The sequence below is a fragment of the Micromonospora sp. NPDC049523 genome (assembly GCF_040676775.1).
GTDB lineage: Bacteria > Actinomycetota > Actinomycetes > Mycobacteriales > Micromonosporaceae > Micromonospora_G.
Genome location: NZ_JBFAPP010000030.1, coordinates 59,004 through 85,742, shown reverse-complemented (window position 1 = coordinate 85,742; position 26,739 = coordinate 59,004). Strand labels below are relative to the sequence as shown.

Below are 26,739 nucleotides of genomic sequence, written 5' to 3'. Positions count from 1 at the left end.
ACCGGGGACAAACGGCGCCCCGACCGCCGGAGCCGGCGGTCGGGTCGCCGTTTGTCGTGGTGAGCCGTCCGACCGTCCCACCGGGTACGCGGAGCAGGAGCGGATGTCGGCGAGGTATCGACGATGTTAGGTCTTTCCAACGTTCTCGACGAACGGTTACCATCCGGTACCCGAGGTTTCTTCATGTAATGATCCCACCGGCAGGAGGATCAGCCATGCCCGGACATGTCCTGAATCGACGGGTGACGGCGGCCTTCGCCGTCCTGGTCACCACGGCGACCGCGCTCGTGGCCGGTCCCGGCGGCGCACAGGCCGCCCCCGAACCGGACCGAATCGGGTCCAGCTCCGCCGCACCGGCCAGCAACGGCACCACCTCCTTCGCCGCCACCGACTACTGCCTCGGCGAATGCGCCGACATCCTGCCGCCCGGCCAGAACGGCAACGCCACCCTGGTCGAGATCCTCGGCAACCAGGCCTTCGGCACCCTGCCCCGGCACTCCGGCGACCAGCTCGGCAAGTACGCCAACCTGGTCTACGGCTACGCCGGCCTGCGCGAGGACCAGATCGGCAACTTCTTCAACGACGCCTCCTTCGGGGTACCGCCCGGCCAGGCCGAACGGACCTACTCCCCGCGCGCCGACGTGACCATCGTGCGGGACCGGTCCACCGGCGTACCGCACATCACCGGCACCACCCGCGGCGGCACCATGTACGGCGCGGGATTCGCCGGTGCCGAGGACCGGCTGTTCACCATGGACCTGCTGCGGCACGTCGGGCGCGGCACGCTCACCCCGTTCGCGGGTGGCGCCCCCGGCAACCGGGCGCTGGAGCAGAGCGTCTGGCGCAACTCCCCGTACACCGAGGCGGACCTCCAGGCCCAGGTCGAGGCGCTGCGCCAGCGCGGCCCGCGCGGCGAGCAGCTCTACGACGACGTACGCGAGTACATCGACGGGATCAACGCGTACATCGGCGTCTGCATGACGGGCCGCAACTGCCCCGGCGAGTACGTGCTCACCGGGCACCTGGACGCGATCACCAACGCGGGCGGCCCGGTCCGGTTCGAGATGACCGACCTGATCGCCATCGCCGGGGTGGTCGGCGGGCTGTTCGGCGGCGGTGGCGGCACCGAGATGCAGTCGGCGCTGGTCCGGATCGCCGCCCGGGCGAAGTACGGCCCCGTCGAGGGGGACAGGGTGTGGGCCGCGTTCCGGGCCGAGAACGACCCGGAGGCGGTGCTGACCCTGCACGACGGGCAGAGCTTCCCGTACGGCGGCGCCTCGCCGGACGCGCCCAGCGTGGTGCTGCCCGACGCCGGCAGCAGCCGGGTGGAACCGGTGGTCACCGACCAGACCGGTTCGGCGACCAGCAGCACCGGTGGCCCGTCCGAACTCGCCGCCGCGCTGTCCGGGCTGACCATCACCCCGGCCAGCCGGGGCATGTCGAACGCGGCGGTGATCTCCGCCGAGCACTCCAGCACCGGTCACCCGGTCGCCGTCTTCGGCCCGCAGACCGGCTACTTCTCCCCGCAGCTGCTGATGGTGCAGGAATTGCAGGGCCCCGGGATCAGCGCCCGAGGCGCCGCGTTCGCCGGGATCAACCTCTACGTCCTGCTCGGCCGCGGTCAGCACTACGCGTGGAGCGCCACCTCGTCCAACCAGGACATCACCGACACGTACGCGGTCCCGCTCTGCACCACCGACGGCAGCGCGCCCACCCTGGCCAGCAACCGCTACCGCTTCCGGGGGCAGTGCCTGGCGATGGAGGAACTGTCGCACGTCAACTCCTGGACCCCGAGCGTCGCCGACGGCACACCGGCCGGGTCGTACCGGATCATCGCCTGGCGAACCGCGCTCGGTCTGGTCTCCTGGCGCGGGAATGTCGGCGGCCAGCCGTACGCGTTCACGTCGTTGCGGTCGACGTACCGGCACGAGGCGGACTCGGCGATCGGCTTCCAGATGTTCAACGACCCGGCCGCGATGGGCAGCGCCGCCGCCTTCAAGGAGTCCGCCGCCACCATCGGGTACGCGTTCAACTGGTTCTACGTCAACTCGACCGAGGCCGCGTACTTCAACTCCGGCCTCAACCCGGTACGCGCCGCCGGGTCGAACCCGAACCTGCCGCAGAAGGCCGAACCCGCGTACGAGTGGGCCGGTTTCGACCCGGTGGCCAACACGGCGAACTACACCCCGACCGGCGCGCACCCGAACTCGGTCGACCAGGACTACTACGTGAGCTGGAACAACAAGCAGGCGAAGGACTTCGGTGCGGCCGACGGCAACTTCAGTTTCGGCGCGGTGCACCGCGGCGACCTGCTCGACAAGCCGGTACGGGCCGCGCTTGCCGCCGGACAGAAGTTCGACCGGGGGTCGCTGACCACCCTGGTGGAGCGGGCCGGGTTGACCGACCTGCGCGGCATCGAGGTGCTCGACGAGCTGATCCGGGTGTTGGAGAGCCAACCGGTGACCGACACCAACCTGGCCGCCGTGATCAGCCGGTTGAAGAGCTGGCGGCAGGCGGGGGCACTGCGGGTGGAGACCGCCAGTGGGTCCAAGGTCTACCAGCACGCCGAGGCGATCCGGGTCTTCGACGCGTGGTGGCCACTGCTGGTCAACGGCCAGTTCAAGGCGCCGCTCGGGGCCGACCTCTACCAGGCTCTGGTGAACGCGATGCAGATCAACGAGTCGCCGTCGGGCCATCAGCGCGGCGACGTCTCCGACCTGCCGACCTCGGCGAACGAGGCCCAGGCGCACAAGGGGTCGTCGTTCCAGTACGGCTGGTGGGGCTGGGTCGACAAGGACCTGCGCGCGGTGCTCGGCGACCCGGTGCAGGGCGGGCTCGGCCGCACCTACTGCGGCGGCGGCAACCTGGCCGCCTGCCGACAGATCCTGCTGGACACGCTGCGCAGCGCCGCCGCCCAGCCGGCGACCACCGTCTACCCGGGCGACGAAACCTGCTCGGCCGGTGACCAGTGGTGCGCCGACTCGATCATCCAGTCACCGCTCGGCGGGATCAAGCACGCCACCGTCGCCTGGCAGAACCGGCCGACGTACCAGCAGGTGGTGTCGTTCCCGGCCCGGCGCGGCGACAACGTGGGCAACCTGGCCGCCGGCCGTACGGTGACCGCATCGAGCAGCCAGCTCGGTAACGGTGCCGCCCGGGCAGTCGACGGCGACCCCGGCACCCGCTGGGCGAGTTCCTGGTCGGACAACCAGTCGATCACCGTCGACCTGGGCTCGGTCCGGTCGGTCAGCCGGGCGGTGCTGAGCTGGGAGTCGGCGTACGCCCGGTCCTACCGAATCGAGGTTTCCGCCGACGGCAACACGTGGCAGCCGGTCTGGTCCACCACCACCGGCGACGGCGGCACGGACAACGTCGACTTCCCCGCCACCCCAACCCGCTACGTACGCATGCACGGCCAAACCCGCGCCACCACCTACGGCTTCTCCCTCTGGGAGTTCGAGGTCTACACCCACTGACGCCCCTGAAACAGAGAAAGAGTGGCTATCCGGGTCCGAATAGCCACTCTTTCTCTACAACTGCGTCTTCGGGAGCCCCGTCAGACGTTGAAGCCGAGGGCGCGGAGTTGGTCGCGGCCCTCGTCGGTGATCTTGTCCGGGCCCCACGGGGGGAGCCACACCCAGTTGATCCGGAAGTCGGCGACCAGACCGCCACCGGGGCCGGTGGTCAGCGCCTGCCGGGTCTGGTCCTCGATGACGTCGGTCAGCGGGCAGGCCGCCGAGGTCAGCGTCATGTCCAGGGTGGCGACGTTGTCGTCACCGACGTGCACCCCGTAGACCAGCCCGAGGTCGACCACGTTGATGCCCAGTTCGGGGTCGACGACGTCCTTCATCGCCTCTTCGATCTCGCCGATCGCGGCCTTGCTGACGGCCGGCGCGGCGGCAAGGGTGTCGCCCGTGCCGGTCACGGCGGTGTCATCCGCGCCGGTCGCGGCGACCTCGGCCGCACCGGTCGCGCCGACGCTCTCCTCGGAACTCATGTCCAGCACCTCGCTGCGCTCGCTCATGCCTTCACCTCCGGGCTCACGCCCACACCGGCGCGTACCGCGGCGTCCTTGAACGCCATCCACGGCAGCAGCGCACATTTCACCCGGCCCGGGTAGCGGGCGACACCGGCGAAAGCCACCCCGTCACCCAGCACCTCCTCGTCCGGAGTCACCAGCCCGCGACCGGAGACCAGCTCGACGAACGCCGCGTGCACGGCGAACGCCTCGTCGGCACCACGACCGTTGAGCAGTTCGTGCAGCACGCTCGCCGACGCCTGGCTGATCGAACAGCCCATGCCGTCGTACGAGATGTCGGACAGCACGTCCCGCGCCACCGCCACCCGCATGGTCACCTCGTCACCACAGGTCGGGTTGACGTGGTGGGCCTCCGCGACCTGACCGGACTTGTCGGCCGGGTCGCGCAGCCCGCGACCGTGCGGGTGCTTGTAATGATCCAGGATGATCTCCTGGTAGAGCTGGTCGAGTTGCATCAGCCGAAAACCTTTCGCACCTGCTCGAGAGCAGCCACCATCGAGTCGATCTCCGCGGTGGTGGTGTAGAGGTAGAACGAGGCGCGGGTAGTCGCCGGTACGCCGTACCGCACGCACACCGGGCGCGCGCAGTGGTGCCCGACCCGTACCTGCACACCCTGGTCGTCCAGCACCTGACCGACGTCGTGCGGGTGCACGCCGTCGAGCGCGAACGAGATCGTGCCGCCGCGGCCGATCGGCACCACCGGCCCGAAGATCCGCAGCCCGGGTACGGTCCCGAGCGCGTCCAACGCGTACGCGGTGATTTCCTTCTCGTGCCACTGGATCGCCCGCATGCCGATACCGGTGAGGTAGTCGACCGCCGCGCCCAGCGCGACCGCCTCGGCGATCGGCGGGGTGCCCGCCTCGAACCGGGCCGGTGGCGGCGCGAAGGTGGAACCCCCCATGGAGACGGTCTCGATCATCGAACCGCCGCCCATGAACGGCGGCATCGCCGCGAGCAACTCCGCCCGGCCCCAGAGCACCCCGATGCCGGTCGGGGCGCACATCTTGTGCCCGGTGAACGCGATGAAGTCGACGTCCAGGTCGGCCACGTCGACCGGGATGTGCGGCACCGACTGCGAGCAGTCGAGCATCAGCAGCGCGCCGACCTCACGCACCCGGGCGGTGATCCGCGCGGTGGCGTTGACCGTGCCGAGGATGTTGGAGACGTGCACCAGCGAGACCAGCTTGGTCCGCTCGTTGATCAGCTCGTCCACCCCGGACTCGTCCAGCCTGCCCCCCTCGGTGAGCGGGAACCAGCGCAGGGTGGCGCCGGTCCGCTCGCAGAGCAACTGCCAGGGCACGATGTTCGAGTGGTGCTCCATCTCGGAGATCACCACCTCGTCGCCGGGGCCGAGGCGGAACCTCGGGTCGCCGTGGGTGCCGACCGAGGCGTTCGAGAAGGCGTACGCGACCAGGTTGATCGCCTCGGTGGAGTTCTTGGTGAACACCACCTCGTCCGGGCTGGGGGCGTTGATGAAGGCGGCCACCTTCGCCCGCGCCCCCTCGTACGCCTCGGTCGCCTCGGTGCCCAGCGTGTGCACCGAGCGGGACACGTTGCCGTTGTGCCGCTCGTAGTGCTCCCGCAGGACGTCGAGCACCTGCCGCGGTTTCTGCGAGGTGTTGGCGCTGTCCAGGTAGACCAGCGGGTGCCCGTTGACCTGCCGATCGAGGATCGGGAAGTCGGCGCGCACCTTCGACACGTCGAAGCGGGGCACGTCGTCGTACTGCGGCATGCCCGGCGGGATCGCGATCGTGGTCATCTCTGGCAGCTTTCTCTCGTTCAGGCGTGAGCCGCGCCGGCCCCGGCCACGTACCGCTCGTAACCCTCGGCCTCGAGCTTCTCGGACAGTTCCGGGCCGCCCTGCTCGACGATCTTGCCGCCGACGAAGACGTGTACGAAGTCCGGCTTGATGTAGCGCAGGATCCGGGTGTAGTGGGTGATCAGCAGGAGGCCGGTCTCGCCGGTCTCGCGGACCCGGTTGACGCCCTCGCTGACCACCCGCAGCGCGTCGATGTCGAGACCGGAGTCGGTCTCGTCGAGGATCGCCACCTTCGGCTTGAGCAGTTCGAGCTGCACGATCTCGTGCCGCTTCTTCTCACCGCCGGAGAAGCCCTCGTTGACGTTGCGCTGGGCGAACGCCGGGTCCATCTGCAGCCGCTCCATCGCGCTGCGCAGCTCGCCGGCCCAGGTGCGCAGCTTCGGCGCCTGGCCGTCGATCGCGCCCTTGGCGGTACGCAGGAAGTTGGCCACCGACACGCCGGGGACCTCGACCGGGTACTGCATGGCGAGGAAGAGCCCGGCGCGGGCCCGCTCGTCCACGGTCAGCGACAGCACGTCGACGCCGTCGAGGGTCACCGAGCCGCCGGTGATCTGGTACTTCGGGTGACCGGCGATCGAGTAGGCCAGGGTCGACTTGCCCGACCCGTTCGGTCCCATGATGGCGTGGGTCTCCCCCGCCCGCACGGTCAGGTCGACGCCGGCCAGGATCGGCTTGAGCTCGCCCTCGGGCAGCTTGACCGACACCTGCAGGTCACGGATCTCCAGAACGCTCACGGGGTAACTCCATTGCTTGGCGTAAGACTGACGAATACATCGCCGTCGCGGACCTCGACGGGATAAACGGGCACCGGTTCGGTGGCGGGCAGGCCGCTCGGCTCACCGGTACGCAGGTCGAACCGGGAGCCGTGCAGCCAGCACTCGAGCGTGCAGCCGTCCAGCTCACCCTCGGAGAGAGCGACCGCGGCGTGCGAACACTCGTCCCGGATGGCGTAGAAGGCGTCGTCGTCGGCGTGCACCAGGGCGATCTCGGTGCCGTCGACCTCTGCCCGGACGACGGCGCCCTTCGGCACCTCGTCGACCGCACAGATCCGGACCATCAGGAGCCCGCCTTGACGAGCCGGGCCTCGATCGCGTCGCCGAGCCGCTCGCGCAGCTCCGGTACCGGGATCTTGTTGATCAGCTCGGCGAAGAAGCCGCGGACGACCAGCTTGCGCGCCTCCGACTCCGGGATGCCCCGAGCCATCAGGTAGAAGAGCTGCTCGTCGTCGAAGCGGCCGGTCGCGCTGGCGTGGCCGGCGCCGGCCACCTCGCCGGTCTCGATTTCGAGATTCGGTACGGAGTCCGCCCGCGCCCCGTCCGACAGGACCAGGTTCCGGTTGATCTCGTACGTGTCGGTGCCGGTCGCGGCGGCTCGGATCAGCACGTCACCGACCCAGACCGTGTGCGCGCCCTCGCCCTGCAACGCCCCGCGGTAGCCCACGTAGCTGCGGCAGTCCGGCACGGTGTGGTCGACCAGTTGCCGGTGCTCCAGGTGCTGACCGGCGTCGGCGAAGTAGAGCCCGTACAGCTCCGCCTCGCCACCGCGGCCGGTGTACTCCACGCTGGTGAACTGCCGTACCAGGTCACCGCCGAGCGAGACCTGTACGTGCACCACCTTCGCGTCCCGGCCGAGCCGGACCTTCAGGTGCTGGGCGTGGACCGCGTCCGGCGCCCAGTCGGTCACCGTCACCAGGGTCAGCTTCGCCCCGTCGGCGACCGCCACCTCGACATTGTCGGCCAGCGTCGCGCTGCCGGCGTGCTCCAGCACCAGGGTGACCTCGGCGAACCGGCCCACCTCGACGAAGGTGTGCCCGTAGGACACCTGCGCCGCGCCGGGACCGACCACCCGGACCAGTGCCGGCTCGGTGACCAGCGCTTCGGGGGCGACCGAGATCAGGAACGCCTCGGCGGCCCCGCCGTGCGCGAGCGCGCTCACCCGGTCGAACGGGGTGAGCACACTGCCGACCCGCGGGTCGTCGTGGCCGATGGTGGCGGTGGTGACGCCGGCCGGCAGCTCCCCGACCTCGTGGCCGAGCGGGGCGGGCGTACCCGCCGGGTCACCGGCGAGCGCCCGGAGGCGCTTGAGCGGCGTGAACCGCCATTCCTCCTCGAGCCCGGTGAGGGCCGGGAAGTCGGCGACGTCGTACGAGCGGAGCGCCTGCGACTTGGTCGTGGGCGGCGCGAAAGCCTCGGTAGTCATCTCTTCCTTGAGTCTTCTCTGGCGAGGTCCGGCTGGAGGTGGGCGGGCGGCGTCAGCCGACCGCGCCCTCCATCTGCAGCTCGATCAGGCGGTTGAGCTCCAGGGCGTATTCCATCGGCAGTTCCTTGGCGATCGGCTCGATGAAGCCGCGGACGATCATCGCCATCGCCTCGTCCTCGCTCATCCCCCGGCTCATCAGGTAGAAGAGCTGGTCCTCGCTGACCTTGGAGACGGTCGCCTCGTGCCCCATCGACACGTCGTCCTCGCGGATGTCGACGTACGGGTAGGTGTCCGACCGGGAGATGGTGTCGACCAGCAGGGCGTCGCACTTGACCGTGGACCGGCTGTGGTGCGAGCCCTCCAGCACCTGGACCAGGCCCCGGTAGGAGGTACGGCCGCCGCCACGGGCGATCGACTTGGAGATGATCGTGCTGGAGGTGTGCGGCGCGGCGTGCACCATCTTGGCGCCGGCGTCCTGGTGCTGGCCCTCACCGGCCATGGCCACCGAGAGCACCTCGCCCTTGGCGTGCTCGCCGACCATGTAGACGGCCGGGTACTTCATGGTGACCTTGGAACCGATGTTGCCGTCGATCCACTCCATGGTCGCGCCCTCGTGGCAGACGGCGCGCTTGGTGACCAGGTTGTAGACGTTGTTCGACCAGTTCTGGATGGTGGTGTAGCGGCAGCGCGCGTTCTTCTTCACGATGATCTCGACGACCGCGCTGTGCAGCGAGTCGGAGGAGTAGATCGGCGCGGTGCAGCCCTCGACGTAGTGCACGTACGCACCCTCGTCGACGATGATCAGGGTCCGCTCGAACTGACCCATGTTCTCGGTGTTGATCCGGAAGTACGCCTGCAGCGGGATGTCCACCCGTACGCCCTTGGGCACGTAGATGAACGAGCCACCGGACCACACCGAGGTGTTCAGCGCGGCGAACTTGTTGTCGCCGACCGGGATCACGGTGCCGAAGTACTCCTTGAAGAGTTCCTCGTGCTCGCGCAGCGCGGTGTCGGTGTCCAGGAAGAGCACACCCTGCTCTTCCAGGTCCTCACGGATCTTGTGGTAGACGACCTCGGACTCGTACTGGGCGGCCACGCCGGAGATCAGCCGCTGCTTCTCGGCCTCCGGGATGCCCAGCTTGTCGTAGGTGTTCTTGATGTCCGCGGGCAGGTCGTCCCAGCTCGCGGCCTGCTTCTCGGTCGAGCGTACGAAGTACTTGATGTTGTCGAAGTTGATCCCGGTGAGGTCCGCACCCCAGGCCGGCATCGGCTTGCGACCGAACAGCCGCAGGCCCTTGAGCCGCAGGTCGAGCATCCACTCGGGCTCGCTCTTGAGCGCGGAGATGTTGCGCACCACGGCCTCGGACAGACCACGCTGGGCGGTCGCCCCGGCGGTGTCGGTGTCAGCCCAGCCGTATTCGTAACGGCCCAGGGCGGCGAGGTGCTCTTCCTGGGAGATGGGCGCAACGATCTGCTCGGTCATCTATCTGTCCTCACAGTGGTGACGGGATTACCGGGTTGGGCGCGCCTCGACTGGGCGGGAATGTGCGTGGTGCACACCCCGTCGCCGTGCGCGATGGTGGCCAGACGCTGCACGTGGGTGCCGATCAGACGGGAGATGACCGCCGTCTCGGCCTCGCACAGCTGGGGAAACTCCGCGGCCACATGTGCCACCGGGCAGTGGTGCTGGCACAGCTGACCGCCGGTGGCGATCGTGGACGCGTTGGCAGCGTAGCCCTCGTCGGTGAGTGCGCCCGCAAGCGCCTCGGCGCGGGCTATCGGGTCGTCGCCGGCACCCTCCAGGGCGGCCCGGCAGCGGGCCTCCAGGCCGGACACCTGCTCGGCGGCGAACGCGTCCACCGCCGTCGGTCCGCCCTGCTGGGCGATCCAGCGCAGCGCGGCGGTGGCCATGCCGTCGTAGGTGTGGGTGCCGCAACGAACCTTCGCCGAGTCGGTGAGCATGAACACGCGCGCCGGACGGCCGCGACCGCGGTGGCCGCGCAGGGGCTGCTCACGGGAGGTGACGTCGCCGTCGGCCAGCATCGCGTCCAGGTGCCGGCGGATCGCCGCCGGGCTGAGCCCGAGCGCCGCGCCGAGTTCGGCGGCGGTGGACGCGCCGTGCGCGAGCAGCAGGTGGGTGACCCGGTCGCGGGTGCGATCAGCGATCATGGAAGGGTTCTGCGGAGACACGGTGGCACCGGCGGCCGGATCGGCCACCGGATCGTGCTCAGAGAGCGCCGCCATGTTTTTCACTACGCCAACGTTACGTATTTCCCGAGACGACCGCAAACCGTACCGCGAGTGATCCGGACCACCGGTTTGCGCCGGTCGCCGTCAGGGCCCACCACTACGCTACGTAGGATTGCCGCCGTGAACCGATTCGGCCGCCTTCCGGTCAGCCTCCCGCTCCTGCGCCGCCTCGCGCTCGCCTCGGTGGTCGCCAACGTCGGCATCGTGGTCACCGGTGGCGCCGTACGGCTCACCGGGTCGGGGCTCGGCTGCCCCACCTGGCCGCGCTGCACCGACGAGTCGTACACGACCACACCGGCGCTGGGCATCAACGGGGCGATCGAGTTCGGCAACCGTACGCTCACCGGCGTGGTCGGGCTGATCGCACTCGCCGGACTGGTCGCGGCACTGCTGTACCGGCCCCGCCGCCGCTCCCTGGTGCTGCTCGCCGGGGCGGTGCTGCTCGGCATCGCGGCGCAGGCGGTGATCGGCGGGATCACCGTACGGATGCATCTCAACCCGGGTGTGGTCGGCGTCCACTTCATCGTCTCGATGCTGCTGCTGCTCTCCACGTACGCGTTCTGGCGTCGGGTGAGCGAGGACGACGGTCCGGCCCGGCTGACCGTGCCCCGACCCGCACGGACGCTGGCCTGGCTCACCACGGCGGTCAGCGGCGCGGTCATCGTGGTCGGTGTGCTGGTCACCGGTAGCGGGCCGCACGCGGGCGATGCGGCCGCCGCCCGAAACGGTCTCGACTCCCAGGCCATCTCCCAGTTCCACGCCGACGTGGTGTTCCTGCTCGTCGGCCTCACCGTGGGCCTGCTGCTCGCGCTGCGCGCGGCCGGCGCCCCGGCGGTCGCGGTACGCGCCACGGCGGTGCTGCTCGCGGTCGAGCTGGCCCAGGGACTGATCGGCGTGGTGCAGTACCTGACCAACCTGCCCGCGCTCCTGGTCGGCGCGCACATGCTCGGGGCCTGCCTGGTCTGGCTGGCGACGCTGTCGGTGCTCTGGGCGACCAGGGAACGGCTGCCCGCCGTCCCGGCCGCCACCGTCGACCGCACCGCCGCCTCCGCCACGCCCGCCCCCGCCCTGTCCCGCTGACTCCGGCGCCCGCCGACTCCGGCCGGCCGGCCGCCGGATCGCAACCGGACGCCGGCAGCCGCTCGTACCTCTGCGCCCACCTTTGCGCACCGGCCGCGCCCGTTGCCCCGCTTTCACGTAAATGAGTGCCCGTCCGGACTCCGGACGGGCACTCGTTCGACTGCGGCGCGCACCCGGCGGGCAGGCGCGCGGTGGGTCAGGTGAGGCGGGTGAGGATGGCGTCGGCGAGGCGGTCGGCGGCACCGGGGGCATGGGCCAGGAACAGGGACGGCTCGGTCAGCTCGACCTCGACCAGCACCGGGGCGCCGTCCGCGCCGGGAATCAGGTCCACCCGGGCGTAGAGCAGCCGATCGGTGCCGCCGGGTAGGGCGGACAGCACCAGGTCCGCCACGGCCCGCTCGGCCGCACTGGGGGTGCGGGGAGTGATCTTCTCGGCCCGGAACAGCTCGGGCGTCTCCGAGTCCGGCCCGGTCAGCATCGCGCCCTTGCAGATCGCGTGGCTGAACGCGAGCCCGTCCGGGCCGGCGAGGAACAGCAGCGCCGTCTCCCCGACGGTGTCCACCGCGCTCAGGTACGGCTGCACCATGGTCAGCCGCCCGGCCGCCGCGAGCCGGTCGACGTGCCGCCGCGCCAGCGCCCGTACGGCGGGGTCGGACAGGTCGTACCGGCCGGTGTCGAGGCTGCCGGCGCTGATCGCGGGCTTGATCACGTACTCGCCGGTCTCGGGCGGCTCCCAGTGGGCACCGGGCTCGACCCAGGCGGTCGGCACGATCGGCACGCCGCCGTCGGACAGTTCGCCGAGGTACTGCTTGTCGGTGTTCCAGCGGACCACCTCGGCCGGGTTCGCCAGGTGCGGCACCGTGGCCGCCCAGGCGACGAACTCGTCCCGCCGAGGGGCGTAGTCCCAGGGCGAGCGGAGCACCACGAGGTCGTACCCGGCCCAGTCGACCCCGGGAGCGTCCCAGACCACCGCTTCGGCGCGTATCCCACGGGCGGCCAGCGGCCCGAGCACCAACCGGTCGTCGGGATCCAGGTCGGTCAGTTCGGCGCAGGTAACAAGAGCGACCCGGGGCTCCCCCCGGGTCGCACCGTGATCATCGGACAAGGTCGTCAACGGGCCATCACGCGCCGGGCCATCGACCGCCACAGGTCGTTGCTCGGCCGCATTTGGTCCATGAGCTCGCGCTCCCATTCGTTTTCCACCGTCACGCCCGCCTTCTCGCAGGCCAGCCGGGCGACATCGGTGCCGTCCGCGAACTGGTCCGCCCACACGCCGTCCTCGCCGACCAGGACGATGCGCGCTCCCCGCTTGCCGACGTATTCGATGACCGCCTTCGCACCGCCGTGTCCGGCGGCGAACGTCTTGATGCCGGCTACCAGACCGCTCGGAGCCGGGGTCGCGACGGTCTCTTCACTCGTCAGCGTCGTATCGGAACCATCTGCCATGAGCCGAAGCCTAAGCAGAGGTCGGCTCATGTGCTGGTTGGTTGTCGGGAATTTGTGATGCCAATTACCTATTGGCTTAAGGAGAAGCACAGGTGGTTTATGCCCATTTATCCGTTATAGGCGTCCATCATTTTATGTCAAACCAGACCAAACCACTGTCACCCTTGAGTCGCGTCGACTCAGCTCGACAACAGGGCGTTTCTCGGCATACCGGGCGGACCAGATTTAATCAGCTCGATCTGCTCGATTTATCATGGTCGATCGACTGTTCCGGTGGATCGAGCCGTGGTGCGCGCTCAGATCAGGGCGTCGAGCGCGACCGCGACGAACAGGATCGTCAGGTAGGTGGTCGACCAGTGGAACAGCCGCATCGGCTTGAGCGGCTCACCCCGGCGACCCCGGCTCTGCAGGCGGTGCGCCTCGAGCAGGAAGATCGCCCCCACCACGACGGCCGTACCGCCGTAGATCGGTCCCAGTTCCGGGCTCACCGGCCAGGCCGCCAGCGAAGCGCCCACGGTCAGCCAGGAGAAGGCGACGATCTCGATGCCGACCCGCCGGATCGACGCCACCACCGGCAGCATCGGGATGCCCGCCCGCGCGTAGTCGTCCTTGTACTTGATGGCCAGGGCGTAGAAGTGCGGTAGCTGCCAGAAGAAGACCAGCGCGAACAGCGCCCATGCGGCCGGCGACAGCGACCCGGTCACCGCGGCCCAGCCGATCAGCACCGGGGCCGCCCCGCAGATGCCGCCCCAGAAGGTGTTCTGCGGCGTGGTGCGCTTGAGCCACATGGTGTAGACGAGGTCGTAGTAGGCGATCGCGCCGAGGGTGAGCGCGGTGGCGAGCCAGTTGGTGAAGACCGCCATCAGGGCCACCGACACCACGGCCAGCGTCAGCCCGAAAACCAGGGCGCTGCGCGGCGCGACGGTGTGCGTCGGCAGCGGACGCCGCTTCGTACGCCGCATCAACTGGTCGATGTCACGGTCGATGTAGCAGTTCAACGCGTTCGCGGCACCCGCCGCCAGCGAGCCGCCGACCAGCACCACCACGATCAGCCAGATCGATCCCAGGCCCCGCGACGCAAGCATCATCGCCGGCACCGTCGTCACCAACAGCAGCTCGACGATCCGAGGCTTGGTGAGCGAGACGTACGACCGGACCACCGCGCCGATGTCACGACCTCTGGCCGAGCCGGCCAGTCTTTCGGCCTCCGGCTCTCCCGCAGGGCTGGTGGCGACCGGTCGCTCGGTGATCGTGCTCACGGATTGCCACCTTCCGGCATCGAGGCGGGAGATCGGATTTCGGCGGCGACCTGGCCCGGTCAGCATGCCGAGCGACAGCCTACGCGTCGCCCTTTTGGCTGACCGGCCGACCCGTCAAGGGTGCGGGCGGTCACATCTCGCCACGCGCCCGCGCGGGCGAATCAGCCGGGTCGAGAGTATCGGCATCTGGATCCCCGGGCGCACGTTTAGCCCGGGTCGCTAGGGTCATCCCAGAGGGTTCCGACCACTGCCTAGGAGCACAAACGATCGTGGCTGCCAAACGACCCGCGCAATCTCCGCTGAACTGGTCCGACCTCGATCGTCGGGCCGTCGATACCGTTCGTGTGCTGGCCATGGATGCCGTGGAGAAAGCCGGCAACGGCCACCCCGGCACGGCGATGAGCCTGGCCCCAGCGGCGTACCTGATTTTCAACCGGCTGCTGAAGCACGACCCCACCGACGCCGCCTGGCCGGGCCGGGACCGGTTCGTCCTCTCCGCCGGCCACTCCAGCCTCACCCTCTACATCCAGCTCTACCTGAGCGGCTACGGGCTCGGCCTGGACGACCTGAAGTCGTTGCGCCAGTGGGGTTCGCTCACCCCGGCCCACCCCGAGCACGGTCACACCGTCGGCGTCGAGACCACCACCGGCCCGCTCGGCCAGGGAATCGGCAACGCGGTCGGCATGGCGATGGCCGCCCGGCGCGAACGCGGTCTGCTCGACCCCGACGCCGAGCCCGGCCAGTCCGTCTTCGACCACCACATCTGGTGCATCGCCTCCGACGGCGACATCGAGGAGGGCATCAGCCACGAGGCCAGCTCCCTTGCCGCGCACCAGAAGCTCGGCAACCTCGTGCTGATCTACGACGACAACGAGATCTCGATCGAGGACGACACCCGGATCGCGAAGAGCGAGGACGTCACCGCCCGCTACGCCGCCTACGGCTGGCACGTGCAGACCGTCGACTGGCGCGCCGGTGACGCCGACAAGGGCGACTACCACGAGGACGTCGAGGCGCTCTACGCCGCGCTGAACGCCGCCAAGGAGAACACCGACCGGCCCTCGTTCATCTCGCTGCGCACCATCATCGGCTGGCCCGCGCCGAACAAGCAGAACACCGGCAAGATCCACGGTTCGGCGCTCGGCGCGGACGAGGTCGCCGCCACCAAGAAGATCCTCGGCTTCGACCCGGCGCAGAGCTTCACCGTCGCCGACGAGGTGCTCGCGCACGCCCGGGGCACCGTGGAGCGCGGCCAGGCCGAGCACGCCGAGTGGAACAAGGCGTACGAGGCGTGGGCGAAGGCGAACCCGGAGCGCAAGGCGCTGCACGACCGGCTCTCCACCCGTACGCTGCCCGATGGCTGGACCGACGCGCTGCCGACCTGGCCGGCGGACGCCAAGGGCGTCGCCACCCGGGCCGCCTCGGGCAAGGTGCTGGAGGCGCTCGCCCCGGTGCTGCCCGAACTCTGGGGCGGCTCGGCCGACCTGGCCGAGAGCAACAACACCACGATGAAGGGCGAGCCGTCGTTCATCCCGGCCGAGTACGCGACCAAGGACTTCCCCGGTCACGAGTACGGCCGCACGCTGCACTTCGGCATCCGTGAGCACGCCATGGGCGCGATCCTCAACGGCATCGCACTGCACGGCGGCACCCGCCCCTACGGCGGCACGTTCCTGGTCTTCAGCGACTACATGCGCCCCTCGGTACGGCTCGCCGCGCTGATGAAGCTGCCGGTCGCCTACGTGTGGACGCACGACTCGATCGGCCTCGGCGAGGACGGCCCCACCCACCAGCCGGTCGAGCACCTCACCTCGCTGCGCGCCATCCCCGGCCTCGACGTGATCCGGCCGGCCGACGCCAACGAGACCGCCTGGGCCTGGCGGCAGGCGCTGACCAACACCGACCGGCCGGCCGCGCTGGCCCTGAGCCGGCAGCCGCTGCCGACCCTCGACCGGGAGACGCTCGCCTCCGCCGAGGGCACGGCCAAGGGCGGCTACGTGCTGGCCGAGGCGTCCACCGCGCAACCCGACGTGATCCTCATCGGCACCGGCTCCGAGGTGCAGCTCTGCCTCACCGCCCGGGAACGCCTGGAGGCGGCCGGCACCCCGACCCGGGTCGTGTCGATGCCGTGCCAGGAATGGTTCGAGGAGCAGGACTCGGCGTACCGCGAGACGGTGCTGCCGCGCGCCGTCAAGGCCCGGGTCAGCGTCGAGGCCGGCATCGCCATGTCCTGGCGTCACCTGGTCGGCGACCTCGGCGAGAGCGTGAGCCTGGAACACTACGGTGCGAGCGCGCCGCACACGGTCCTGTTCGAGCAGTTCGGCTTCACTCCCGACCACATCGTCGCCGCCGCACACGCGTCGCTGGCGAAGGTCGGCGAGATCACTGGTTCGACCACCGGTAACTGAGAGAAGGTCAGCACATGACGGACAGGTTGGGTGAGCTCAGCGCGGCGGGTGTCGCGGTCTGGCTCGATGATCTTTCAAGGGTGCGGCTCAGCTCCGGCGGGCTGGACCAGCTACGACGCGAGAAGCACATGGTCGGGGTCACCACGAACCCGACGATCTTCGCCAAGGCGCTCAGCGACGCCGACGAGTACAACTGGCAGTTGCGTGACCTGGCCGTCCGCGGGGTGTCCGTGGAAGAGGCCGTACGCATGCTGACCACGTACGACGTCCGCTGGGCCACCGACGTGATGCGCCCGGCGTACGACAGCTCGGCCGGAGTGGACGGGCGGGTGTCGATCGAGGTCGACCCGCGGCTCGCGTACGAGACCGAGAAGACCGTGGCCGAGGCGAAGTCGCTCTGGTGGCTGGTCGACCGGCCGAACCTCTACATCAAGATCCCGGCGACCGAGGCCGGCCTGCCGGCGATCACCGCCACCCTGGCCGAGGGGATCAGCGTCAACGTCACGCTGATCTTCGGCCTGGACCGCTACTCGCAGGTGATGGAGGCCTTCCTGGCCGGCCTGGAGCAGGCGAAGGCGAACGGGCACGACCTGACCAAGATCGGTTCGGTCGCCTCGTTCTTCGTCTCCCGCGTCGACTCCGAGGTCGACAAACGGCTGGAGAAGATCGGCTCGGCCGAGGCGAAGGCACTCAAGGGCAAGGCCGCCGTCGCCAACGCCCAGCTCGCGTACGAGCGCTACACCGAGGTCTTCTCCTCCGACCGCTGGCAGGCGCTCGCCGACGCCGGTGCGCACCCGCAGCGCCCGCTCTGGGCCTCCACCTCCACCAAGAACCCGGACTACCGCGACGTGATCTACGTCGAGGAACTGGTCGCGCCCGGTACGGTCAACACCATGCCGGAAGCGGTCATCCACGCGTACGCCGACCACGGCGAGACCCGGGGTGACACCATCACCGGCTCGTTCGACGCGGCCCGCAAGGTGCTCGGCGACCTGATCGGCGTCGGCGTCGACTTCGACGACGTGATCAACACGCTGGAGCGCGAGGGCGTGGAGAAGTTCGAGGCGAGCTGGGAGGAACTGCTCGACGGCGTACGCAAGTCGCTCGAAGCGGCCGCCAAGGGCGCCAGCCAGCCCAACGCGGCGGCCCAGGACAACGCCCAGGCCGCCCAGCAGGCGGGAGGCAACGCGTGACCGTGACCCAGGACCTGGGGAGCGCGGAGGCGGCGGCCGGACTGACGGTCCACGGCGCGGAGGCGGTCGACGCCTCCGCGCCCGGCTCCACCCGCGCCGCCCTGGTCGCCGACGACGCCCCGCGCCGGCTGGCGACCAAGGACGCCACCCTCTGGGGACCGGACGCCGAGGCCGAGGCGTCCAAGCGGCTCGGCTGGGTGGACACCCACCAGCGCAGCCGCGAACTCCTCCCCCAGCTCGCCGAGCTCAAGGCCGAACTGGCCGACCTCGACCACGTCGTACTGGCCGGCATGGGCGGCTCGTCGCTCGCCCCCGAGGTCATCGCCCGCACCCTGGGGCGACCGCTGACCGTGCTCGACACCACCGACCCGGGCCAGGTCCGGGCCGCGCTCGGTGACCGGCTGCTGAACACCGTCGTGGTGGTCGCCAGCAAGTCCGGCTCCACGGTGGAGACCGACAGCCACCGGCGGGCGTACTGGCAGGCGTTCCTGGACGCCGGGCTGACCGAGGCCGAGGCCGGGCGGCACTTCGTGGTCGTCACCGACCCCGGCTCGCCGCTTGCCGACACCGCCGCCCAGATGGGCGCCTTCGTCGTCCTCGCCGACCCGAACGTGGGCGGCCGGTACTCGGCGCTGACCGCGTTCGGCCTGGTCCCCTCGGCCCTGGCCGGGGTCGAGGTGGTCGAACTGCTCGACCAGGCCGAGGAACTGGCCGGGTCGCTCGCCGGGGACAAGGACAACCCGGGCCTCGCGCTCGGCGCCGCGCTCGGCACCGCCGCCACCGTCGGGCGGGACAAGATCGCGCTGATCTCGGACGGCACCGGCATCGAGGGACTCGGCGACTGGGCCGAGCAGTTGATCGCCGAGTCGACCGGCAAGGGCGGCGTGGGCATCCTGCCGGTGGTCGTCGAGTCGCCGCAGGCGCCCGGCGCGACCGGGTCGGACGTACTCACCGTCACCTACGGCGGTGCGCTCACCCCGGGCACCTCCCCGGGTGCCGGGATCGCCCCCGACCTGGCCGTGAACGGCCCGCTCGGGGCCCAGTTCCTCGCCTGGGAGTACGCCACCGCGCTGGCCGGGGTGGTGCTCGGCATCGACCCGTTCGACCAGCCGAACGTCACCGAGTCCAAGGAGAACACCAACCGGATCCTGGACGGCGGACTGCCGGCCGAGACGCCGTCGTTCACCGCCGGCTCGATCGAGGTGTACGCGCCGGCCGGCGCCCCGGGCGACCTGCCCGGTGTGCTCCGCTGGCTGCTCGACGGGCTCGGCTCGGACGGCTACCTGAGCGTGATGGCGTACCTCGACCGGTTCGGCGACGCCGACGCGGGACAGGTACGCCCACTGCTCGCCGACGCTAGCGGTCGCCCGGTGACCTTCGGTTGGGGACCCCGGTTCCTGCACTCGACCGGCCAGTACCACAAGGGTGGCCCGCAGGTCGGCTCGTACCTGCAGATCACCGGCGCGGTCGCCGAGGACCTGCCGGTGCCGGGCAAGCCGTACACCTTCGGTGAGCTGCAGGCGGCCCAGGCGGCCGGCGACCGGCAGGCGCTGGCCGGCCGGAGCCGTCCGGTGCTGCACCTGCACCTGACCGACCGGGCGGCGGGCGTGAGTCAACTCCTCGACGCGGTACGAGAGCTGCGGAGCTGAGATGAGCCCAGGGCTGAGCAAGGAAGGGGACGCCGTGAATCCGCTGCGGGATCCGCAGGACCGGCGGCTGCCTCGCATCCCGGAGCCGGTGGCTCTGGTGATCTTCGGTGTGACGGGTGACCTGGCCCAGAAGAAGTTGCTGCCGGCGGTTTACGACCTGGCGAACCGGGGACTGCTGCCGCCGGGCTTCGTGGTGCTCGGTTTCGCCCGGCGGGACTGGGGGGACGGCGACTTCGAGTCGCTGGCCTACCAGGCCGCGCGCAAGGGTGCCCGTACGCCCTGGCGGGACGAGGTCTGGGCCCGGCTGGCCGGCAACATCAAGTTCGTCGGCGGCTCGTTCGACGACGACGAGGCGTTCGACCACCTCGCCGAAACCCTGGACGACTTGCGCACCACGCACGGGATCGCCGGCAACGCGGCGTTCTACTTCTCCATCCCACCCGCCGCCTTCCCGGTCGTGCTCAAGCAGCTCGCCCGGACCGGCATGGCCGACAACGCCAAGTCCGGCGGCTGGCGGCGGGTGGTGGTGGAGAAGCCGTTCGGCTCCGACCTGCCGTCGGCGAAGGCGCTCAACGACCTGGTCGACGACGTCTTCACCCGTGAGGACGTGTTCCGCATCGACCACTATCTGGGCAAGGAAACCGTCCAGAACATCATGGCGCTGCGGTTCGCGAACAACCTCTTCGAACCGCTGTGGAACTCCAAGTACGTCGACTCGGTCCAGATCACCATGGCCGAGGACGTCGGCATCGGCTCCCGGGCCGGTTTCTACGACTCTGCCGGTGCCGCCCGCGACGTACTCCAGAACCACCTGTTGCAGCTGCTCGCCCTGGTGGCGATGGAGGAGCCGACCAGCTTCGACGCCGCCGAGATCCGGGCCGAGAAGCTCAAGGTGCTGCGGGCGATCACGATCCCCAAGGACGTCGCCACCGGCACCGTACGCGGGCAGTACCTGCCCGGCTGGGTGGCCGGGCAACGCGCGGTCGGTTACCTGGAGGAGAAGGACATCCCGCCGGACTCGACCACCGAGTCGTACGTGGCGGTGCGGCTGGGCATCCAGAACCGGCGTTGGGCCGAGGTGCCGTTCTACATCCGCGCCGGCAAGCGGCTGCCCCGCCGGGTCACCGAGGTGGCCATCATCTTCAAGCGGGCGCCGCACCTGCCGTTCAACGCCACCGACATGGAGATGCTGGGCAACAACCAGCTCGTCGTGCGGGTGCAGCCGGACGAGGGCGTGGTGCTGAAGTTCGGCGCCAAGGTGCCCGGCACCACCATGGAGGTCCGCGACATCGCGATGGACTTCCAGTACGGCGAGGCGTTCACCGAGTCCAGCCCGGAGGCGTACGAGCGACTGGTGCTCGACGTGCTCATCGGGGACCGGACGCTCTTCCCGGACGCGGCCGAGGTGGAACAGAGCTGGCAGGTCATCGACCCGCTCGAAGCCGCCTGGCGGGGCACCCGGCCGGAGCCGTACCGGGCCGGCGAGTGGGGGCCCCGGGCCGCCGACGAGCTGCTGGAACGAGAGGGCCGGGCATGGCGGCGGGCGTGAACGTACGTACCGCCGGGCTTGGCGAGCAGACCAGGAGGCTCCTTTGATCGGCCTATGGGACACCACCGGCAACGAGGTGGTGAAGGCGTTGGCCGCCGAGCGGCGCAGCGCGGGCGGGGTGGCCAGCGGCATGGCGCTCACGCTCATCGTGGTGGTGGACGAGAAGCGGGTCCGTGAGGCCGAGGCGGCGGCCACCATCGCCGCGGCGGCACACCCGTGCCGGCTGCTGGTCGTGGTCCGCTCGGACGTGGAGCGGGAGCAGAGCCGGCTGGACGCGGAGATCGTCGTGGGCGGCCGGCTCGGGCCGTGCGAGGCCGTCGTGATGCGGATGTACGGCCGGCTCGCGCTGCACGCCGAGTCGGTGGTGATGCCGCTGCTGGTGCCGGACGTACCGGTGGTCACGTGGTGGCACAGCGAGCCGCCGTCGCAGATCGCGAACGACTTCCTCGGTGTGGTCGCGGACCGGCGGATCACCGACGCGGCACAGGCGATCAACCCGATCGACGCGCTGCGTCAGCGGGCCGTGGACTACGCCCCGGGCGACACCGACCTGGCGTGGACCCGGATCACCCCGTGGCGCACCCTGGTGGCCGGCGCCTTCGACACCACCGCGGCCCGGGTCACCGACGCCACCGTGGTGGCGCCGAGCACCGACCCGACGGCGGCGCTGATGATCGGCTGGCTGACCGCCCGGCTCGGGGTCGCGCCGCAGTGGCAGGACACCAACGAGTACGCCCGGATGCGCTCCGTGGAGCTCGACTGCGCCAACGGCGACCGGCTGGTGCTCACCCGGGAGAACAACACCGCCACGTTCGAGCGGACCGGGCAGGCCGACCGTCATCTGCCGCTGACCCGTCGCCCGCTCGGTGACGAACTGGCCGAGGAGCTGCGGCGGCTCGACGCCGACCAGATCTACGCCGAGGCGCTGAGCGCGTCCACGGGCCTCACCGGCCTGGACGCGCGACCGGGCCAGCGGGTGCACATCTGGAAGGACCCGACGCCGCCGCGGCGGCCCGCCGTGCCCGCGGGTGCGCAGGGCGGCACGTCGGCACCGGCCGCACCCGGTGGGTCCGCGACGTGAGCGAAACCGTTGTCGAGGTACACGCCGACCCGGCCGTACTCGCCCAGGTGGTGGCGGCCAGGTTGGTGGTCAAGCTGATCGACGCGCAGGCGGACCGGGGCGAGGCCGGGGTGGTGCTGACCGGGGGTCGGATCGCCGCCGCGGTTTTCCTCGCGGTACGCGACCTGCCGGCCCGGGACGCCATCGACTGGTCCCGGGTCGACGTCTGGTGGGGGGACGAGCGTTTCCTGCCGTCCGGTCACCCGGAGCGCAACGAGACCCAGGCACGGGCCGCGTTGCTCGACGCGCTGCCGCTGGACCCGAGCCGGGTGCACGCCATGCCACCGTCGGACGGGCCGGACGGGCCCGATCCGGAGGCGGCTGCCGCCCGGTACGCCGCCACCCTGGAGGCTGCGGCACGGCCCGGTACGGCCTCGCTGCCCCACTTCGACGTACTGATGCTCGGGGTGGGCGAGGATGGTCATGTGGCGTCGGTGTTCCCGGAGCACCCGGTGGGTTACGAGACCCGCCCGGTCAGCGCCGTACGGGGCAGCCCGAAGCCGCCGCCGATCCGGACCACGCTGACCCTGCCGGCGATCAACACGGCCGAGGAGGTCTGGTTGGTGGCGAGCGGGGCCGACAAGGCACGGGCGGTGGGGATGGCCCTGTCCGGCGCCGGTGCGCTGCAGTTGCCGGCGGCCGGCGTACACGGGGTGGAGCGCACCCGGTGGCTGCTGGACCGCGCGGCGGCGACCGAGGTCAAGCCGACCTTCCGCAGCCTGCGCTGAGCCGACCCGCGGCCGGGCCCGACGGTGTGACCGGGGCCCGGCCGTGATGGGTCAGTGCTCGCCGCGGCGGCGACGCAGCGCGGCGAGCGCCTCGTCGAGCAGGGCCGCGCCGTCGGCGTCGCTGCGCCGTTCCTTCACGTACGCCAGGTGGGACTTGTGCGGCTCGGCGCGGAGCCGACCCGGCGGGTTGTGGACGTCCTGCCCGGCCGGCTGGCCGCAGTGCGGGCAGTCCCACGTCTCGGGCGGCGCCACCTCGGCCGCCAGCAGGATCTCCACCATGTGCGCGTTGGCACACCAGTAGGTGACCGGGCGGCGGGGAGCCGGTTCGGACCGGCCGGTCGGACGGGCCGGACCCGCACCGACCCTGGTACCACGGATTGCGCTGCTCACGCTGCTCGCTCCTGTCGTCGGAGGGGAACCACCACCGGTGCCGGTGGCGGTGTGTTGCGACGCGGTGCGACAAAACGGCTGCGCGCGGCCCGTTGGTACGGACCGCGCGCAGGTGTTGCGAGTTGCGGCAGGCAGTCAGCTGGCCATGGCGAGCTTGAGCCAGAGGCCCAAGCCGACAATACAGGCAAACCAGACAACGCCCACCAGAACCGTGTAACGGTCGAGGTTCTTCTCCGCCACCGACGAACCGGCCAGGCTGGAGCTCACCCCGCCGCCGAACATGCTCGACAACCCGCCACCCTTGCCGCGGTGCAGCAGGATGAGCATGGTGAGCAGCACGCTCGTGATAACCAGCAACACGATCAACGTGTATGCGAACTGGATCGGAAGCATGGTAAGGGTCAGTCCTCTCGTGACGGGCCCGTCAACAATAGCGGCCGGCTACGCGGTGATGTGCTCCGGGAACCGGCAGATTTTCGCGAACTCCTCGGCGTCCAGGCTCGCGCCGCCGATCAGAGCACCGTCGACGTCCGGCTGGGCCATGATCGACGCGATGTTGGAGGACTTCACCGAGCCGCCGTAGAGGACCCGAACCTGGTCCGCGGTGGTCCTGCCGAAGGTGCCCGCGATCCGCTCGCGAACCGCTCCGCAGACCTCCTGGGCGTTCTCCGGCGTCGCCGTCTTGCCCGTGCCGATCGCCCAGACCGGCTCGTACGCGACGACCACCTGTGCCACCTGCTCCGGGGTGAGCCCGCGCAGGGCGGCGTCGAGCTGGTCGCAGCAGTGCACCACGTGACGGGACTCCTCGCGGACGTCCAGCCCCTCCCCGATGCAGAGGATCGGCGTGATCTCACTGCCGAGCGCCGCCACCACCTTGGCGTTCACCACGACGTCGTCCTCGTGGTGGTACGCCCGACGCTCCGAGTGCCCGACCACCACGTACTGGCAGCCGAGCTTGCTCAGCATCGGTCCGGAGATGTCGCCGGTGTAGGCCCCCGGCGGGTACGGCGACAGGTCCTGCGCGCCGTACCCGATCAGCAGCTTGTCGCCCTCGATCGCGGTCTGCACGCTGCGCAGCGAGGTGAACGGCGGCAGGACCACCGCCTCGACGTCGGTGAGCTGCTGGGCGTTCAGCCGGAACGCCAGGTCCTGGACCAGCTTGTTGGCCTCGAAGTGGTTCAGGTTCATCTTCCAGTTGCCGGCCATCAAGGGCCGGCGTGCAGGCGTAGCCATCACTGCTCCAGGGCGGCGATACCGGGGAGGGTCTTGCCCTCCAGGTACTCCAGCGAGGCACCCCCGCCGGTCGAGATGTGACCGAACGACGACTCGTCCAGGCCGAGTGCGCGTACCGCGGCAGCCGAGTCACCGCCACCGACCACCGTGAACCCGTTCACCGCGGTGATCGCCTCGGCGACGCCCCGGGTGCCGGCCGCGAACGCCGGCATCTCGAACACACCCATCGGGCCGTTCCAGAAGACCGTCTTGGCGCCGCTGATCACCTCGGCGAAGGCGGCCACCGTACGCGGGCCGACGTCCAGCCCGAGCCGGTTCTGCGGGATCGACTCCGCCGGCACCGTCTCGTGCTCGGCGTCCGGCGCGAACGCCGTCGCGGCCACCACGTCCAGCGGCAACACGATCTTGCCGTCGGCGCGGGCCAGCAGGTCCCGGCAGGTGCCGACCATCTCCTCCTCGAGCAGCGAGGTGCCGACCCCGTGCCCCTGGGCCTTGAGGAAGGTGAAGCACATCCCACCGCCGATGAGCAGGCGGTCGACCGTCGGCAGCAGCGCCTCGATCACCGCGAGCTTGTCGGAGACCTTCGACCCGCCGAGCACGACCACGTACGGGCGGTCGGGCTCACCGGTCAACCGGGAGAGGACCTCCACCTCGCGCAGCACCAACCGGCCCGCGACGTGCGGCAACCGCGCCGGTACGTCGAACACGCTGGCGTGCTTGCGGTGCACCGCGCCGAACGCGTCGTCGACGTACGCCTCGGCGAACCCGGCGAGCTGGTCGGCGAAGGCGCCCCGTTCGGCCTCGTCCTTGCTGGTCTCGCCCGGGTTGAACCGCAGGTTCTCCAGCAGCACCAGTTCACCGGAGGCGATCGTGTCGACGGCGGCGCGGGCCGACTCGCCGACGGTGTCGGTCGCGAAGGTCACCGGCGATTCGAGCAGCTCGGCCAGCCGGGTACCGACCGGGGCGAGGCTGTACTGCGGGTCCGGCGCGCCCTTCGGCCGCCCCAGGTGCGAGCAGACGATGATCGCCGCGCCCGCGTCCCGCAGGGCGGTCAGGGTCGGCAGTACCGCCCTGATCCGCCCGTCGTCGGTGATCGCCCCGCTGGCCTTGTCGAGGGGGACGTTCAGGTCGGCGCGTACGAGCACCCGGCGACCCGACACCCCCTCGGCCAGCAGATCGTCGAGGGTACCGATGCTCACAGCGAGGAACCCACCAGCTTGACCAGGTCGACGAGCCGGTTCGAGTAACCCCACTCGTTGTCGTACCAGCCGACGACCTTCACCTGGTTGCCGATCACCTTGGTGAGGCCGGCGTCGAAGATGCAGGAGGCCGGGTCGGTCACGATGTCGGTGGAGACGATCTCGTCCTCGGTGTAGACCAGGATGCCCTTGAGCGGGCCCTCGGCGGCCGCCTTGAGCGCGGCGTTGACCTCTTCGACCGAGGTCTCGCGGCGGGCGGTGATGGTCAGGTCGGTGGCCGAGCCGGTCGGGATCGGCACCCGCAGGGCGAAGCCGTCGAGCTTGCCCTTCAGCTCCGGCAGCACCAGGCCGATGGCCTTCGCGGCGCCGGTCGAGGTCGGCACGATGTTCAGCGCGGCGGCGCGGGCCCGGCGCAGGTCCTTGTGCGGACCGTCCTGGAGGTTCTGGTCCTGGGTGTAGGCGTGGATCGTGGTCATCAGACCCTTTTCGATGCCCACCGTGTCGTTGAGCACCTTCGCCATCGGCGCGAGGCAGTTCGTGGTGCACGACGCGTTCGAGATGATGTTGTGCTTGGCCGGGTCGTACTGGTCGTGGTTGACGCCCATGACGACCGTGACGTCCTCGTTCTTCGCCGGAGCGGAGATGATGACCTTCTTGGCGCCACCGTCGATATGCGCCTTCGCCTTGGTGGCGTCGGTGAAGAAGCCGGTCGACTCGATCACGACGTCCGCGCCCAGGTCGCCCCACGGCAGCTTGCTCGGGTCCTTCTCGGCGAACGCCTTGAAGGTGTGGCCACCGACGGTGATCTCGTCGGCGGTCGCCTTCGCCTCGTGCGGCAGGCGGCCGAGGATGCTGTCGTACTTGAGCAGGTGCGCCAGCGTGGCGTTGTCGGTCAGGTCGTTCGCGCCGACCAGTTCGATGTCGGCGCCCGAGGCGAGCACCGCACGGAAGAAGTTACGGCCGATTCGGCCAAAGCCGTTGATGCCAACCCGGATGGTCACAGGCCATCTCCTCGCAGTCTGGTCCGACGGCGTTCAGCCCGATCGCCGTCGGAGGTGTGCGCGCCGACCGCAGGAGTCGGCCGCCGATAGTAATCGGCCACCCCGCCGCGGTCCGAGGACCTGACCGCCCGAGGCGGTGAATACGGCGCGAGTAACCGGTTCCGGCCCCGTCGCCGT

24 protein-coding genes are annotated in these 26,739 nt (G+C 70.3%); 8 read left to right on the top strand and 16 right to left on the bottom strand.

The window, feature by feature from the left end; all coding sequences use genetic code 11:
• Positions 1 to 215 precede the first annotated feature (215 nt).
• The gene (locus AB0J90_RS32130) at positions 216 to 3,476 is read left to right on the top strand and encodes a penicillin acylase family protein (protein WP_363602372.1); all 3,261 of its coding nucleotides are present in this window, start codon (positions 216 to 218) and stop codon (positions 3,474 to 3,476) included.
• 80 nt (positions 3,477 to 3,556) lie between these two features.
• Here AB0J90_RS32130 and AB0J90_RS32125 read toward each other — a convergent pair whose 3' ends face one another.
• The 8 genes from AB0J90_RS32125 to AB0J90_RS32090 are packed head-to-tail and all read right to left on the bottom strand — an operon-like array spanning position 3,557 to position 10,226.
• Positions 3,557 to 4,024 (bottom strand): metal-sulfur cluster assembly factor, encoded by a 468-nt coding sequence (locus AB0J90_RS32125; protein ID WP_363602370.1) that lies wholly within the window; start codon positions 4,022 to 4,024, stop codon positions 3,557 to 3,559.
• Positions 4,021 to 4,494 carry a Fe-S cluster assembly sulfur transfer protein SufU gene (gene sufU, locus AB0J90_RS32120; protein WP_326556966.1) on the bottom strand — a complete coding sequence of 158 codons (474 nt, stop codon included), beginning with the start codon at positions 4,492 to 4,494 and terminating at the stop codon, positions 4,021 to 4,023. The genes AB0J90_RS32125 and sufU overlap by 4 nt, the downstream gene beginning before the upstream one ends.
• The gene (locus AB0J90_RS32115) at positions 4,494 to 5,798 is read right to left on the bottom strand and encodes a cysteine desulfurase (protein WP_363602368.1); all 1,305 of its coding nucleotides are present in this window, start codon (positions 5,796 to 5,798) and stop codon (positions 4,494 to 4,496) included. Before AB0J90_RS32115 ends, sufU begins: the two co-directional genes overlap by 1 nt.
• A 20-nt stretch (positions 5,799 to 5,818) precedes the next feature.
• Positions 5,819 to 6,592: a Fe-S cluster assembly ATPase SufC gene (gene sufC / locus AB0J90_RS32110; protein ID WP_363602366.1), complete on the bottom strand. Its 774-nt coding sequence runs from the start codon at positions 6,590 to 6,592 to the stop codon at positions 5,819 to 5,821.
• The gene (locus tag AB0J90_RS32105) at positions 6,589 to 6,915 is read right to left on the bottom strand and encodes a non-heme iron oxygenase ferredoxin subunit (RefSeq protein WP_363602364.1); all 327 of its coding nucleotides are present in this window, start codon (positions 6,913 to 6,915) and stop codon (positions 6,589 to 6,591) included. The genes sufC and AB0J90_RS32105 overlap by 4 nt, the downstream gene beginning before the upstream one ends.
• A complete protein-coding gene (gene sufD / locus AB0J90_RS32100) occupies positions 6,915 to 8,057 on the bottom strand; it encodes a Fe-S cluster assembly protein SufD (protein WP_363602362.1) in 1,143 nt (380 codons plus the stop codon). The genes AB0J90_RS32105 and sufD overlap by 1 nt, the downstream gene beginning before the upstream one ends.
• Before the next feature lie 52 nt (positions 8,058 to 8,109).
• Positions 8,110 to 9,540, bottom strand: a complete 1,431-nt coding sequence (sufB, locus tag AB0J90_RS32095; protein ID WP_363602360.1) for a Fe-S cluster assembly protein SufB — start codon at positions 9,538 to 9,540, stop codon at positions 8,110 to 8,112.
• Positions 9,537 to 10,226 carry a transcriptional regulator gene (locus tag AB0J90_RS32090; RefSeq protein ID WP_363602358.1) on the bottom strand — a complete coding sequence of 230 codons (690 nt, stop codon included), beginning with the start codon at positions 10,224 to 10,226 and terminating at the stop codon, positions 9,537 to 9,539. Before AB0J90_RS32090 ends, sufB begins: the two co-directional genes overlap by 4 nt.
• 201 nt (positions 10,227 to 10,427) lie before the next feature.
• Between AB0J90_RS32090 and AB0J90_RS32085 the strand changes: the two genes are divergently transcribed.
• On the top strand, positions 10,428 to 11,387 hold the full coding sequence (locus tag AB0J90_RS32085) for a COX15/CtaA family protein (protein ID WP_363602356.1): 960 nt from the start codon (positions 10,428 to 10,430) through the stop codon (positions 11,385 to 11,387).
• 196 nt (positions 11,388 to 11,583) lie between these two features.
• Here the strand turns inward: AB0J90_RS32085 and AB0J90_RS32080 are convergent, their stop codons facing one another.
• The 3 genes from AB0J90_RS32080 to AB0J90_RS32070 form a co-directional block, all read right to left on the bottom strand.
• On the bottom strand, positions 11,584 to 12,492 hold the full coding sequence (locus AB0J90_RS32080; protein WP_363602353.1) for a hypothetical protein: 909 nt from the start codon (positions 12,490 to 12,492) through the stop codon (positions 11,584 to 11,586).
• Between the two features lie 5 nt (positions 12,493 to 12,497).
• Complete coding sequence (locus AB0J90_RS32075) at positions 12,498 to 12,833, bottom strand: hypothetical protein (protein WP_326556958.1); 336 nt, start codon at positions 12,831 to 12,833, stop codon at positions 12,498 to 12,500.
• A gap of 296 nt (positions 12,834 to 13,129) precedes the next feature.
• The gene (locus tag AB0J90_RS32070; RefSeq protein WP_363602351.1) at positions 13,130 to 14,092 is read right to left on the bottom strand and encodes a heme o synthase; all 963 of its coding nucleotides are present in this window, start codon (positions 14,090 to 14,092) and stop codon (positions 13,130 to 13,132) included.
• Between the two features lie 269 nt (positions 14,093 to 14,361).
• On the opposite strand from AB0J90_RS32070, the gene tkt reads away from it, so the two are divergent.
• From tkt to pgl, 6 genes are read left to right on the top strand one after another with little or no spacing between them, the layout of a single operon-like run.
• Complete coding sequence (gene tkt / locus AB0J90_RS32065) at positions 14,362 to 16,500, top strand: transketolase (RefSeq protein WP_363602349.1); 2,139 nt, start codon at positions 14,362 to 14,364, stop codon at positions 16,498 to 16,500.
• A gap of 14 nt (positions 16,501 to 16,514) precedes the next feature.
• Complete coding sequence (tal, locus tag AB0J90_RS32060) at positions 16,515 to 17,693, top strand: transaldolase (RefSeq protein WP_363602347.1); 1,179 nt, start codon at positions 16,515 to 16,517, stop codon at positions 17,691 to 17,693.
• A 2-nt stretch (positions 17,694 to 17,695) separates the two neighbouring features.
• Positions 17,696 to 19,342 (top strand): glucose-6-phosphate isomerase, encoded by a 1,647-nt coding sequence (locus tag AB0J90_RS32055; protein WP_363602380.1) that lies wholly within the window; start codon positions 17,696 to 17,698, stop codon positions 19,340 to 19,342.
• Position 19,343: 1 nt separating this feature from the next.
• Positions 19,344 to 20,891 carry a glucose-6-phosphate dehydrogenase gene (gene zwf, locus AB0J90_RS32050; protein WP_363602345.1) on the top strand — a complete coding sequence of 516 codons (1,548 nt, stop codon included), beginning with the start codon at positions 19,344 to 19,346 and terminating at the stop codon, positions 20,889 to 20,891.
• Between the two features lie 43 nt (positions 20,892 to 20,934).
• The gene (locus AB0J90_RS32045) at positions 20,935 to 21,972 is read left to right on the top strand and encodes a glucose-6-phosphate dehydrogenase assembly protein OpcA (RefSeq protein ID WP_363602343.1); all 1,038 of its coding nucleotides are present in this window, start codon (positions 20,935 to 20,937) and stop codon (positions 21,970 to 21,972) included.
• Positions 21,969 to 22,739 (top strand): 6-phosphogluconolactonase, encoded by a 771-nt coding sequence (gene pgl / locus AB0J90_RS32040; protein WP_363602341.1) that lies wholly within the window; start codon positions 21,969 to 21,971, stop codon positions 22,737 to 22,739. The genes AB0J90_RS32045 and pgl overlap by 4 nt, the downstream gene beginning before the upstream one ends.
• Positions 22,740 to 22,790: 51 nt before the next feature.
• Here the strand turns inward: pgl and AB0J90_RS32035 are convergent, their stop codons facing one another.
• From AB0J90_RS32035 to gap, 5 genes are all read right to left on the bottom strand, one after another.
• The gene (locus AB0J90_RS32035; protein ID WP_363602339.1) at positions 22,791 to 23,129 is read right to left on the bottom strand and encodes an RNA polymerase-binding protein RbpA; all 339 of its coding nucleotides are present in this window, start codon (positions 23,127 to 23,129) and stop codon (positions 22,791 to 22,793) included.
• 135 nt (positions 23,130 to 23,264) lie between these two features.
• Positions 23,265 to 23,522: a preprotein translocase subunit SecG gene (secG, locus tag AB0J90_RS32030; protein WP_121155430.1), complete on the bottom strand. Its 258-nt coding sequence runs from the start codon at positions 23,520 to 23,522 to the stop codon at positions 23,265 to 23,267.
• 48 nt (positions 23,523 to 23,570) lie between these two features.
• Entirely contained in the window at positions 23,571 to 24,362 is a 792-nt protein-coding gene (gene tpiA, locus AB0J90_RS32025) for a triose-phosphate isomerase (protein ID WP_363602337.1), read from the bottom strand.
• Positions 24,362 to 25,561, bottom strand: coding sequence for a phosphoglycerate kinase (locus tag AB0J90_RS32020; protein ID WP_363602335.1), 1,200 nt, complete (start codon positions 25,559 to 25,561; stop codon positions 24,362 to 24,364). The genes tpiA and AB0J90_RS32020 overlap by 1 nt, the downstream gene beginning before the upstream one ends.
• The gene (gene gap, locus AB0J90_RS32015; RefSeq protein WP_363602333.1) at positions 25,558 to 26,562 is read right to left on the bottom strand and encodes a type I glyceraldehyde-3-phosphate dehydrogenase; all 1,005 of its coding nucleotides are present in this window, start codon (positions 26,560 to 26,562) and stop codon (positions 25,558 to 25,560) included. Before gap ends, AB0J90_RS32020 begins: the two co-directional genes overlap by 4 nt.
• Positions 26,563 to 26,739: the final 177 nt, after the last annotated feature.